Source organism: Ruegeria sp. CRTD044 (assembly GCF_059613485.1).
Genome location: NZ_JBXWSP010000011.1, coordinates 241,322 through 253,146, shown reverse-complemented (window position 1 = coordinate 253,146; position 11,825 = coordinate 241,322). Strand labels below are relative to the sequence as shown.

10 protein-coding genes are annotated in these 11,825 nt (G+C 58.2%); 1 reads left to right on the top strand and 9 read right to left on the bottom strand.

The window, feature by feature from the left end; translation table 11 throughout:
• Positions 1–7: 7 nt before the first annotated feature.
• Positions 8–1,168: a glycosyltransferase gene (locus AC2FNL_RS11145; RefSeq protein ID WP_496833637.1), complete on the bottom strand. Its 1,161-nt coding sequence runs from the start codon at positions 1,166–1,168 to the stop codon at positions 8–10.
• Positions 1,169–1,232: 64 nt separating this feature from the next.
• Complete coding sequence (locus AC2FNL_RS11140; protein WP_496833636.1) at positions 1,233–2,549, bottom strand: lipopolysaccharide biosynthesis protein; 1,317 nt, start codon at positions 2,547–2,549, stop codon at positions 1,233–1,235.
• A gap of 289 nt (positions 2,550–2,838) precedes the next feature.
• On the opposite strand from AC2FNL_RS11140, the gene AC2FNL_RS11135 reads away from it, so the two are divergent.
• On the top strand, positions 2,839–3,852 hold the full coding sequence (locus tag AC2FNL_RS11135; RefSeq protein ID WP_496833635.1) for a sulfotransferase: 1,014 nt from the start codon (positions 2,839–2,841) through the stop codon (positions 3,850–3,852).
• 230 nt (positions 3,853–4,082) lie between these two features.
• Here AC2FNL_RS11135 and AC2FNL_RS11130 read toward each other — a convergent pair whose 3' ends face one another.
• The 7 genes from AC2FNL_RS11130 to rfbF all read right to left on the bottom strand — a co-directional run bounded on the left by AC2FNL_RS11130 (position 4,083) and on the right by rfbF (position 11,803).
• Positions 4,083–5,276, bottom strand: coding sequence for a glycosyltransferase family 4 protein (locus tag AC2FNL_RS11130; protein ID WP_496833633.1), 1,194 nt, complete (start codon positions 5,274–5,276; stop codon positions 4,083–4,085).
• A 51-nt stretch (positions 5,277–5,327) separates the two neighbouring features.
• The gene (locus tag AC2FNL_RS11125) at positions 5,328–6,461 is read right to left on the bottom strand and encodes a glycosyltransferase family 4 protein (protein WP_496833631.1); all 1,134 of its coding nucleotides are present in this window, start codon (positions 6,459–6,461) and stop codon (positions 5,328–5,330) included.
• Positions 6,458–7,459, bottom strand: coding sequence for a glycosyltransferase family 2 protein (locus AC2FNL_RS11120; protein ID WP_170369542.1), 1,002 nt, complete (start codon positions 7,457–7,459; stop codon positions 6,458–6,460). The genes AC2FNL_RS11125 and AC2FNL_RS11120 overlap by 4 nt, the downstream gene beginning before the upstream one ends.
• Positions 7,456–8,409 (bottom strand): NAD-dependent epimerase/dehydratase family protein, encoded by a 954-nt coding sequence (locus AC2FNL_RS11115; protein ID WP_496833630.1) that lies wholly within the window; start codon positions 8,407–8,409, stop codon positions 7,456–7,458. The genes AC2FNL_RS11120 and AC2FNL_RS11115 overlap by 4 nt, the downstream gene beginning before the upstream one ends.
• A 215-nt stretch (positions 8,410–8,624) precedes the next feature.
• The gene (locus AC2FNL_RS11110; RefSeq protein WP_496833628.1) at positions 8,625–9,839 is read right to left on the bottom strand and encodes a DegT/DnrJ/EryC1/StrS family aminotransferase; all 1,215 of its coding nucleotides are present in this window, start codon (positions 9,837–9,839) and stop codon (positions 8,625–8,627) included.
• Between the two features lie 19 nt (positions 9,840–9,858).
• Entirely contained in the window at positions 9,859–10,986 is a 1,128-nt protein-coding gene (rfbG, locus tag AC2FNL_RS11105) for a CDP-glucose 4,6-dehydratase (RefSeq protein ID WP_496833627.1), read from the bottom strand.
• A 7-nt stretch (positions 10,987–10,993) separates the two neighbouring features.
• A complete protein-coding gene (gene rfbF, locus AC2FNL_RS11100; RefSeq protein WP_093963249.1) occupies positions 10,994–11,803 on the bottom strand; it encodes a glucose-1-phosphate cytidylyltransferase in 810 nt (269 codons plus the stop codon).
• Between the last annotated feature and the right edge of the window lie 22 nt (positions 11,804–11,825).

The window sequence follows — 11,825 nt, the reverse complement described above, 5'->3', positions numbered from 1 at the left end:
CAAGCTATCAAGCGAGCAACCGATCATAGATCTCGCAAACCCCGTTCACATGAATATCCAAGCCGAAATTTGCACGGGCATAGTTCTTTGACGCTTGTGAAATCTTCTCGAACAACGCTCTGTCCTGATGCAACTTGCGCACAGGTTCCACGAATGCCTGCGGATCGTCCGGGTCAACCAGCACACCGGTTTCCCAGTCCGTGATCGCTTCGATGTTGCCGCCGTGACGGGTCGCGATGACCGGAGTTCCCAAATACATCGCTTCGATCAACGTACGGCCAAACGGTTCGTCCAGAGCGGTCACCAGATTGGCATCCATCGCCGCCATGTACCCATCGATCGGCTGACGGAACCCCATCATATGGATATGCTCGCTGATCCCCGCCTCTTCTGCGATGCGAAGGCAGGTCTGGCGCAACGGTTCGTCCCGCTCGGCCGCGCTGCCGAACAGAAGACCATGCACCGGAGTGTCGGGCATCGCGTTTTGCACAGCCGCGATGACCCTCACAAAATGGTCGGGACGCTTGCGCGTGACGAAATTCCCAAAATACCCGAGAAGCAGCGCGTCATCGGGCAATCCCATCTCGGCGATTACGGCTGCTCGGGCTTCGGACCTTTCCTGTGGGTGCGGGTTGAAATCAAATGGGCTGCGGATCACGGTGAACTTCTTGTCGACCGACCGCACCGGGTTGCTGGGCTTCGAAAAATGCGAAACGCTGATGATGTGGTCGGAAAAAAGCGGCGCCAGTTTGTTGATCCCGCACGCGGTCGGATCCTGCCGGTGGTGCCAGATGTGTTTCCTGCCCGCCAGGCGGGCCGGCAGCACCCAGTTGGCATGCATGCGACCTTCGTTTGTGTGAACGATGTCGGCATCGATGCGCTTTAGTACGCTCGCCAGCCTCCATGCGCTGGAAGTCAGGTATCGCAGCGGACCACAGTCGCGCGGATAGCTGAGCCCGCCCGGAGACATCAGTCTGGGATCGCGCAGGATTTCGACGTCCAGTCCCAGCGATCGGGCATACTCCGCCGCCGGGCCGGCCTCGTAGTGGACCAGGATGTGGGGCACATATTTCGACCGGTCCAACGCCGCCGCAAGTTTCAAGGCTGACACGTGACTGCCGCCAATAACGGTGTCACCTTCGAAGGGAAATAGAATACGTCTTGGCATGGATGGTCTCAAAATACTCGTTACTTAAGGGATTAAGGGACAGGGCAGGAAGAACACCAACCCATCATGTTTCGTGTTTTCTGGCCAGATAAGACCGGATGGCGAATATGCAGCCCACCGTCCAGACCAGATTGAACAACAAATGGGCCAGGGCAATGCCTTCAATCCCCATCCAATATAGCATCGGCAGAAATGAGGCGGCAAAGATCACCGTGGCAACAATCGTCGTGCGCACCAGCGCGCTGTCCAACCCCATGCTCAGCAAGGCGGGGTTCAACACCAAGCCCCCCAGATACACGATCGCGGCATACATCAAGATCGTCATGACGGGCGCGGCGCCACGGAACTCTGGCCCGAACAGCAGAACGGCCAATTCAGGCATCTTCAACGCCAACGGAATGGAGACCAGGATCGACACCCCGCAAACCGAGAGCGACACCAGCCGTACAAGACGCCAGAACCGGCCGAAATCGCCGACGACCCATAGGCGGGTCATCTCGGGGTACAGGACTTGCCTGACAGGGCCGCCAATCCGAACAACATTTGCCATGATGCGCTTGCCCACTTGATAGAAGCCCACCGATGTCACGTCCAGCAAGGCGCCGACGACAAGAATATCCAGCCGCTGAGTCGATTGTCGCAGGATCACGTTGAAATTCGAATTCCAAAGGAACCGCAGATACCCGGGATTATGGGCAAAAGCCCGCCGCAGCGGCTGGGACAAAAACCTGTGCAGGTTGCGTTTTTTCAATTCGACCAGAGCCAGAAAGAACGCAACCAGCCCGGTCAGGATCTGATGCATCAGCAACAGAGCCACAAATGCCCAGATCCCCAGATCCAGCAGAAAGGCGATGATGACTCCAACAAGCCGAAGGCCGGCAATTACCATGTCCGAGATCGCCAGCACATCGAACCGGTCGAAAATTCGAAGAACCCCGATGCCGGTTGGTCGGAGCGATAGAAACAAGCCAAGGGCAACCAGCGTGATATAGGACGCGCCTTCAGGTTCAGACAGCCCGATGAACGGCGCAAGCTTTGGCGCCAGCATTATCGCCACCGAACCAGCCAGCAACCCGCCAAGGCAATCGGTCACCACAGACATCTTGATCAATTGTCGAAATCTGTTCTGATCCTCTTCGATCAGAGCCTCGCTGCCGTATTTGATGGTTGCCTGCCACGGCTCGAGCCGGAACAACCTGTCCATCACCTGAATGTACGCATCCACCAGCGCCAGAATCCCGACCGCAGCCGGCCCGATCGCGCGAGCCGTAAAGATGAGGCTGGCCAAACCGAACAGACCAACCAAGATCTGCGACAAGAACATCCATGACATGTTCTTGGCCAGCCGCTTCAGCAGCGGCTTCGAGCTTGGCTCACTCATCGGTTCACGCGAAACCACGCGGCGCTATCCACGCGGTGTTCAGGAAGCGGGTCATCAATTCACCCATGCACTCGGTACAATTCAATACGTTTCCAAAATTTGTGGCGGGTTAAGTCATGTTTCCGGTTGTTTCCGTTCCTATCATTTAGTTGTCTTGGATTATATCGTTTTACGAAAGCGCAGTTTGCCGATTGAATCCAGTACTGATTGTTGAAAGGGCTTTTGAAGTTGCGACAGAAACCAATTCTTGTTCGGAGCACCTGTCGGGGTGCCAACAGGTGCGGCTCGGATGCCGACCGCGCCCGAAGCCAGACTGAAATCACCCGGTCCGAAGGCTGAATATCCCGTCATGACCCGTGCACCCGTTCTTGTCCATATCGGCTATCACAAAACCGCTACGTCGTCCCTGCAACAGCAGCTGTTCTCGGCGCCGGACGCACCGTTCGCCACTCCGCATGGCGATCGCAAATACATTCTTTCGAACCGGATCGTGCTGCCGCAGCCGATGACCTATGATCCCGGAGAAACTCGCGAGATGTACGAGAGTTTCCTTAGAAAATCGCAGGATAACGGGCAGGTTCCGGTGTTCTCTCACGAGAGATTCTCGGGTTACCCGGCCAGCGGCGGGTTCGACAGCACCATCATTGCCGACCGTCTGCAACGCACTTTTCCCGACGCCTACATCCTAGTCGTATTCCGCGAGCAGCTGTCGTCGATCCTGTCGATGTACAGCCAGTACATTACCGATGGCGGCCACGGATCGCTGAAGACATATCTGTCCGAACCTGAACCGAATCTGCGGCGCGCGCCGATGTTCTCGGAGGAGTTCTACCGGTACCACCGCTTGTTCAAATTTTACCAAGACAAGTTTGGCAAGGATCGTGTGCTTGGATTGGCCTACGAACAGTTCATTTCCGAGCCGGATTCCTTTGTGAAAACCCTGTGCAATTTCGTCGGCGTCGAGCACAAGAAGCGCGAATTTGAAGTCACGAACGAGAAGAGATCGGAGTGTTTTCAGATTCTGCAGCGATTTGTTAATTTCACGCTCAGCGACAACCAGCTAAGCAAAGGCGCATTGTTGCCGTTTCCGAACGCAACGCGCAGATTCGGAAAATTGAGCCGGCCGATCGGACGCATCTTTCCCGGCAAGTTGGATCAGATGCTCAAAGACCGGCTGGTCGGCAGAATTCAGTCCCAATTTGACGGTGCCTTTGCTGAGTCAAACGCCGAACTCCAATCCTTGACTGGCCTCGATCTAGGTCAGTTCGGGTATCAGCTGCCTTCGACCACAACCACAGACTGAACTGCGCTTTTCTGTCCCCCCAAAAAACAAAATGACCAGCACCCCATATGCTGGTCATTTGTCGAGTGAGTGGTCGGGCCAACGGCCCCACCGGTCGAATTCCGCTGTTGAAATAAAGTTAGCCAGTCTCAGGCGGCCTGGAAATTAGGGGTTTCCCGTAGTTTCCGCGAATTCCTTCAAATATTCCCATTTATCATTAAATAACAAATGCTTGGAAGAGCCGCCTCCCCTCAACTTGCCTCATCCTCTCGGGTATTGGTCGAAAATCCCATCTTGCCGAGAAGGATCGCATTGATCCGACGGACGTCGAACGAATCCTCGGCACGTTTCCGCGATGCCAGACCCATTCGGGCCACCAGATCAGGACTCTCGACGAACGAGGCCATGGCGCGGCTCAGGGCCTCGGGGTTTCGGACCGGCACGACGTAACCAGTCTCGCCGTTGATGACCGGATCAGCGCAACCCGGCGCATCCGACGTGATGACAGCCCGCCCTGAGGACATCGCCTCGAGGATGGTGCGCGGTATCCCTTCGCGGTAGGCCGACGGCAGCACAAAGACCGAACACGCCGCCAGATAGGGCCGGACGTCCGAAGTTTCCCCCAAGTATTCGATCACGCCTTCGCGCGTCCATTCGTCGATCTCGCGTTGGCCGATGGAATCCGGGTTGGCGTCCATCGGACCAAGCAATTGGCATCTTGCTTGGGGTTGCGTTTCTTTCAGTAAACGGGCAGCTCGAACGAAATCAAACACGCCCTTCTCGCGCAGCAGGCGCGAGATCATCAGAAATACGGGCGGCCCAGCTGGCGGATCGGTATATCCGTAGCGATCCAGATTTACGCCAGACCCGGGCACGATGCTGAGCTTGGCATCTGGTGCAACAAGACGCCTATCTCGGAACTCTTCGGCATCTGCGCGGTTGTAGACGAGCACTTCGTCCACGCCTCTCAGCGCAATACGATACAGAACCGATGACACGGCACGAACCGCCCGCCTCCGAAAAGTCAGGCCATGGGTGCTGTAGACATAGCCCAACCCGGTGTTCATGGCATAGATCCGGTCCACTCCCGCCCATTTTGCGGCCAGGCAACCATAGATGATTGGCTTCATTGTGTAGGCAAAGACTATGTCGGGTTTGAATTCCTTGAAAACGCGCACAAGAGCACGCAGCGTGCGCATGTCCTCAACCGGGTTCATCCCGGCACGTGATAGCGGAAACTGCACGAACTTCACCCCGATCTCCGCGAGCGCAGTTTCCGTCGCCTCGTGGCGCTCGGGACCGCAGGCGACGACCTCAGCCCGCTCTGACAGCTCCTTCAGCAGGTCATAGCGAAAATTCAGCAAAGACGCAGTCAGATTGGCGACAACCACGATCCGTGGTCGTGCCCGGCTGGGGAGGGAGACCTGCGGTTTCAACTTTTGCAACAATGCCAACTCCTGATGGCAGAGCAGGCGCTGCGGCCCGCCTGGTTTGGTTCAACTCTCCGGGCGGCAGGTGCTATGGCCATGTTCGACCCCCGCTCCAACCCTGCGATGAGCAGCATCGGCAATGATCCGGTCCCATTTCTCAAGAATACTGTCTGGGGCCAGCCAGTCCCTGTTGTGTTGGTATCCCTGACGCATCTTGTCCAGCAATTCAGGATCGTCGCTCAGCTGCAGCACTGCGCGGGCCAGTTCCGCCGTGTCTTCGGGCGCAACAAGCAATCCATTCTCACCGTGTCGGATCAACTCTCTCGGTCCGTAGGGGCAATCAAAAGACACAACCGGCAAGCCTGCGACGGTCGCCTCTGCCACCACATTTGGAAACCCCTCGAAGCGGGAGGAAAACACCAGTATGTCTGCGCCCTTCATCCACGCTCCGGGTGTGTCGCTCGCGCCGGGCAAGGAGATGACGCCCTGCAGACCCAACCGGTCCCGCTGAGCCTCGAGCGCGGCACGTTCCGGGCCTTCCCCGAAAATCGTCAGGCGCGCGTCCGGGTTTTTCTGGATGATTTCCGACATTGCATCGATCAACAGATCGAACCCCTTTTGCGGATCCAGCCGCCCCACCGCGACCAGCCGATTGCCACCCGAACCAAGGAGCTGGGCTGCACCTTCGATTGGCGCACAGGGGTTTGGAATGACCCGCGCCTTGCTCCGCAATGACGGCGGCAGGTCCTGGCGTACCCGCTCAGTCTGCATGACCACGGTGCTGGCTCGATGTCCAAGGATGTTTTGAGCGTGGCGCCAGACAGGGTTGGCGTTTTGCACAATCGGGTTGTTCCGTTCTGAAACGATCACCGGAACATCCCGCCCCAGAGCTGCAGCGAGCGTCAGGACGTTGATTTTGGTCAGAAAGGATACCACCACGTCGGGGTTCTCGTCCCGGATGAAACGACGAATCCGGCGCAGGCGGGCCAGCTGTTTCAGCCCCTTGAACCCGTCGTATCCGCCTTCGGCGACCAATAGGCTTACGCTGTCAGGGAAAGAAAAATACGACCCGTCCTCGGGCATGGTCATGCCCGCAACCGAGACCTGATCGCCAAGCCCGATCCGATGGGCTGCAAGAACCGAGACGATCTTTTCGGCGCCGCCAGCTCCGAACCCACCCTGAACGATCAGTATCTTCACTGCGCCCGCTCCACCATTTGCGCGCTGTCGGCGCGGTTCTGTTTCCCAGACGTGTTCAGTTGTTCCACCGGGCCATTCAGCTCGGCTTCAACCACGGGCTGGTTGAGGTTTTTGGCCTGCAGAAAGATCCGGCCGACGTATTCCCCAAGGATGCCAAGGAACATCGCATTCAGGGTCATCGACAAGAGCAGCAGGATGGTCGTGGTTGCAAAACCTGCGGGCCAATCCTGGCCGAAGAACAGCTTGCCGATGAGGTAGCCGATCATCAACAGGAACATCGACAGCCCTACTGTCAGGCTGATCAGCGAAGCCAGGCGCAGCGGGAGCAGGGAATGGTTGATCAACCCGTCCACAGCCAGCGCCACCATCGCCCGGACCGGAAACTTGGATTCCCCCGCTGTCCGGGCCGCGCGATCATACTCGAACCCGACCTGCGAAAACCCCATGCCGCTGATCAATCCACGAACATAGGGCGAGCGGTCATCGACCCGGCGCAATTCGTCCAATATCCGTCTGTCAGTCAGACGAAACTCACCCGCGTTGCGCGGAAGATTATCGTTGCTGATCATGTCGATCAGTGCATAGAACCCCCGCCGTGCAGCGGCAACAACAGGGCCATCGGGCAGGCTGCGGCGAATACCATAGACGACATGATTCCCCTGCCGCCACAGGTCCAACATCTGAGGGATCAACTCGGGCGGGTCCTGCATATCGCAATCGAGTTGCACCGCGCAGGCACCGGTCGCTGACCTGTATGCTGTCAGAACCGAAGCCTGGTACCCCATGTTCCGAGCAAAGCGGATCACTCGGACCCGAGGGTCCTTCCCCGCGATTTCAGACAGGATTTCAAACGTCCGATCCTCGGAATGATTGTCGGTGAAGATGATTTCAGGCTCGTACCCATCCAGTTTGTCGAACACCGCCAGCACGCGCTCATAGGCCGTACGGACGTTGTCTTCCTCGTTGTAGGCGGGGATCAGAATGGAAATGACCGTCATGCGTTTTGTCCTGCCATGTTCTTCTGCGCATCCGAAGAGGTAGCCCAATCGATTGTGTCCCGCAGGCCGTCCTCCACCGCGATCCGCGCGGTCCAGGGATAAAGGGAATGGATAAGTCCGGGATTGTTGACCAGGTGCACCGGCTTACCTGACGGGTCGGCATAGTCGAGCTTCCCGGGTCCGGAACCGGTCAGCTCAGCCAGAATCGCGGCCGCGTCACGGACTCGAGTAGCTACTCCGGTACTGACATTCACTACCGGAACGTCAACCCGCGGGGCGGACGCCAACATCAAAAGGGCGCGCACGGCATCGCCGACATGCAGAAAATCCCGGATATCATCGGGGCGTCCGATGCGCGCGGCATCCCCGTTCAGCAAAGTGCGGATCAGATACGGGACCAACTGGGGCCCGGTCTGACCCGGACCATAGGTCAGTGAAAGCCGGGCCGTCATTGCCGTGAATGGCAGGCGCGGCCGCAGCATGGTCAAGTACTTGGTCCCCGCCAGCATCGATGCCCCATAGCTGTCGCGCGGCATTTCGCATTGGGTTTCAGTGTAGGGAGAAGGAACCTCACCGTATTCGGCAATGGTTCCAAGACGGATGAACGCATCCGGCGGTGCGTCGCAGGTCGCGGCGGCACCCAACACTGCCATCAATGGCACAAGATTGTCGCTCACGCTGGCTTCGGCATCTTTTAGGCCGGGCCGCGCTACAGCCCGGGTGTTTGCCGCCGCATGAAACACAACCTCTGGCCGGGACGTGTCAAACACGCGGCGCAAAGCATCCTTGTCGCTCAGGTCGACACGCTGCAACTCGACATCGGGCATTCCATCAGAGAGGAATCCGGGTCGGACCAAGGCCACGACCTGATCCCCACTGTCCAAACAGGCTCGGAGCAGATGCTGTCCGATGAACCCTCCGGCCCCGGTGATCAGAACGCGCCTCGTCATGACAACCCGCCGCCGGCCATGTTCTGGGCCAGATTGGTGAAACCCGCGCTTTGCGGGTTACCCGTATCATGATCAGTTGCCATCAGTTTCATTCCTGCGCCCTGGCCGGTCCCTTCGATACTATGGAATTTGGACCCCTTGGGATAGTTTCGCCAACACCGATCATTCCGCACCCACGAACCGCAGACGGAAAGCGACCGCTGGAAGACCTCGGATCAAGATGCCTTGCGCGGCATCCCGGTCATATACGGCTTGAGGAATTCCTGCGTCTTTTCATGCATATAGTCGATATGAGCCTGAGTCAGCCCGTGATGGCATGCCAACAGAATGCCCCCGCGCATCACGGCATCAGACACAGGATAACCTGCGGTATCCGCGCGATACTCAACATCTTTCATGGCCGGCTGGCGCAAAATGTTGCCGGTAAAGACCGGCCGGGTCTGGATGTCCGCCTTCTCCAGGAAAATCTGCATCTCGCGACGGGTAAACGGAGAGCCTTCTCGCAGAGTCAGCGGAAACGCCAGCCAACCGGTGCGTGCGCCCGGCAGCTGTTCGGGCAGAATGAACCATTCCTCATACTGCGCAAAGAACGCGCGATGGGCTGCAAAGGCTTCCTCGCGGACCCGAATGTTGTTCTCAAGCTTGCCCAGTTGCACCAGGCCGAAAGCGGCGCTGATCTCGGAGGGTTCAAGATTGTAGCCGAGCGCCTCAAACAGGAACTTGGCATCATATTCGATCCCATCCAGCTGAACGTTGAAGCGGTTCTCGATGGCCTCGGATTCGACGAACAGCGACGAGCTGCGCCCCCACGACCGCATCAGCAATGCCTTGCGTGCCAACTCGTCATCATTGACGCACAGCATTCCGCCATTTCCTGCGCCGTTGATGACATGGCTACCGTAGAAGCTGGTGGTCGAAACATCCGACCAGATGCCCGTGCTGGCACCGTCGATCGTGGCACCCAATGTGTCGGCACTGTCTTCGATCACCTTCAGGCCATGTGCATCGGCCAGTTCCCGGATCCGACGCCAGTCCGGGAGGTTGCCAATCAACGAGGGGATCATCATCGCCGAGGTCTTGGGCGAAATCATCCGCTCGATCTGTTCTACATCTATGTTGTAGGTTCCCTCGGCCGCATCAACGAATGCGGGCACAAGCCCTTGCCGCACCAGCGGAGCGACCGTGGTGGCAAACGTCAGAGCCGGGGTGATCACCTCGGATCCTTTGGGAAGATCCAGGATTTCGACGGCCAGATAGTTCGCCGAGGACCCGGAATTAACCATGATCCCATGTGCCTTCGAAAACAGTGCAGCGACTTTCTGCTGCATCTCCCGGACTTTGGGTCCCATTTGGGTGGATGTTTTCAGAACCTCGACGACGGCGTCGATCTCTTCCTGGCCGTGGACTGTCTGTCCGTAATTCACTCTCATCAAAAAATCTCCTGAAAATCTACTGTGCGGCCAGCCCGGTTTGGTCGCAACTCGTGCCGGACATGAGGTCTTGGTACGCGGTGATCTGCGATTGGGTGACCTTGCCCATATCGTCGCCCGCAGCGTGGGCCTTGTACCAGTCGGTTGTCAGTTCAACGGCTTGAGACAGTTCAAGCCGAGGCCGCCAGCCCAAACGGGTCTGCGCCTTGGTGCTGTCCAACCGAAGTATGCCAGCTTCGTGGGGCGCCGTTGCGGACTCATCCGGGAAACGGAACCCGGGCGCGCCTGCCCCCCAGGCGCGCCACATCATATCCGCCAGATCCCGGACATTGACGGTGCCCGAAACGTCTGGCCCGAAATTCCATGCCCCTGCAAAACGCTGTCCGTCGCTCAGAATCTTCTGGGCCAGCAGCAAATACCCTGCGACAGGCTCCAGCACATGCTGCCATGGCCGAATGCTATCCGGGTTTCTGATGGTTACCGGCTGGCCATCATGCCAGGCTCGAATGATGTCCGGTATCAACCGGTCTTCACCCCAGTCTCCTCCGCCGAAGACATTGCCCGCCCGAACCGTCGAAAGCTGAGGGCCACTCGTGTCAGAAAAGAAAGTATGCGCATACGACTGGGCCACAAGCTCGGTTGCCGCCTTGGAGGCACTGTACGGATCCTTGCCGCCCAAAGGGTCGTTTTCGCGATAACCCCACAGCCACTCCCGATTGTCATAACACTTGTCGCTTGTAATTACGACAACGGCCTTCAGCGATGGCATTCGTCGCACGGCCTCCAGAACGTTGACCGTACCTTGGACATTGGTCGCAAATGTCTCGGCCGGTTCGCGGTAGGATTTGCGCACCAGAGGTTGCGCAGCCATGTGAAACACCACTTCGGCATCCAGACCCTGAGTCGCCCTTGCCAAAGCCGCCGGATCACGGATATCGGCAAAACGGCTGTCCATTGTCCGATCCAGTGCGCACGCCTGATAGAAGGAAGGCCCGGGCTCGGGCGGCAAGGCAATGCCTGTGACCTCCGCGCCCAGCCGGTTCAGCCAGGTTGAAATCCACCCGCCCTTGAACCCGCTATGCCCTGTCACAAGCACCCGGCGGCCGGTGAATTGACCGCCGAAAATCTGATCGGACTGACCAGTCATTCGTTCCTCAGATCGCTATGGCGGGGTAATCAGAGGAGGGCTTGGCATCAAATTGCAGCCAAGGCGGCGTATCATCCTCGCAAAGGGCCTCCAACGCGTTGCGGTCGCGGATGGTATCCATCGGATGCCAGAAACCCTCGTGGCGATAGGCCATCAGCTCACCGTCGCGGGCCATCTGAGACAGCGGTGACTGTTCCAGCGGCTCCATATCGTCGACCATGTAATCCATGACCCCGGGCTCGAACACGAAATACCCACCGTTGATCCAGGTCTCGCGGCGACGCACCTTTTCGGTGAACGCGTCCACGCGGTCGCCCTTCAACTCGATGTTGCCGAAACGCGCGGGCGGCTGAACCGCCGTGACCGTCGCCAGCTTGCCGTGCGACTTGTGAAAATCGATCAACGCGTTGATGTCGATGTTCCCCAAGCCATCAGAATAGGTGCACATGAAGGTCTCGCCCGGATCCAGCCATTCCTTGAGACGCCGAATGCGCCCGCTTGTCATGGTATGAGCCCCGGTATCGACGACCGACACGTTCCAACCGCCGGGCGCCGAAGGCACCAGCTTGAGTTCGCCCGTATCCAGAGCGACCGAGATATTGTTGGCGATGAGGTGGTAATTCGCGAAGAACTGCTTGAGCAAAAGCGCCTTGTATCCGGCGGCTACGACGAAATCGCGGTGCCCGAAATGGCTGTAGATATCCATGACGCGCGCGATGATCGGCCGGCCGCCGATTTCGACCATCGGCTTGGGGATCGAGACTGTTTCCTCGGCCAGCCGAGACCCCAGACCGCCAGCAAGCAGTATCGTTTTCATTCGTGCCACTCCCTCAAATACT

What these genes read in the sequence shown, in the direction of transcription:
- AC2FNL_RS11145 (WP_496833637.1), bottom strand. Translation starts at nt 1,168, where the DNA reads ATGCCAAGACGTATTCTATTTCCCTTCGAAGGTGACACCGTTATTGGC.
- AC2FNL_RS11140 (WP_496833636.1), bottom strand. Translation starts at nt 2,549, where the DNA reads ATGAGTGAGCCAAGCTCGAAGCCGCTGCTGAAGCGGCTGGCCAAGAAC.
- AC2FNL_RS11135 (WP_496833635.1), top strand. Translation starts at nt 2,839, where the DNA reads ATGCCGACCGCGCCCGAAGCCAGACTGAAATCACCCGGTCCGAAGGCT.
- AC2FNL_RS11120 (WP_170369542.1), bottom strand. Translation starts at nt 7,459, where the DNA reads ATGACGGTCATTTCCATTCTGATCCCCGCCTACAACGAGGAAGACAAC.
- AC2FNL_RS11115 (WP_496833630.1), bottom strand. Translation starts at nt 8,409, where the DNA reads ATGACGAGGCGCGTTCTGATCACCGGGGCCGGAGGGTTCATCGGACAG.
- AC2FNL_RS11110 (WP_496833628.1), bottom strand. Translation starts at nt 9,839, where the DNA reads ATGAGAGTGAATTACGGACAGACAGTCCACGGCCAGGAAGAGATCGAC.
- rfbG (WP_496833627.1), bottom strand. Translation starts at nt 10,986, where the DNA reads ATGACTGGTCAGTCCGATCAGATTTTCGGCGGTCAATTCACCGGCCGC.
- rfbF (WP_093963249.1), bottom strand. Translation starts at nt 11,803, where the DNA reads ATGAAAACGATACTGCTTGCTGGCGGTCTGGGGTCTCGGCTGGCCGAG.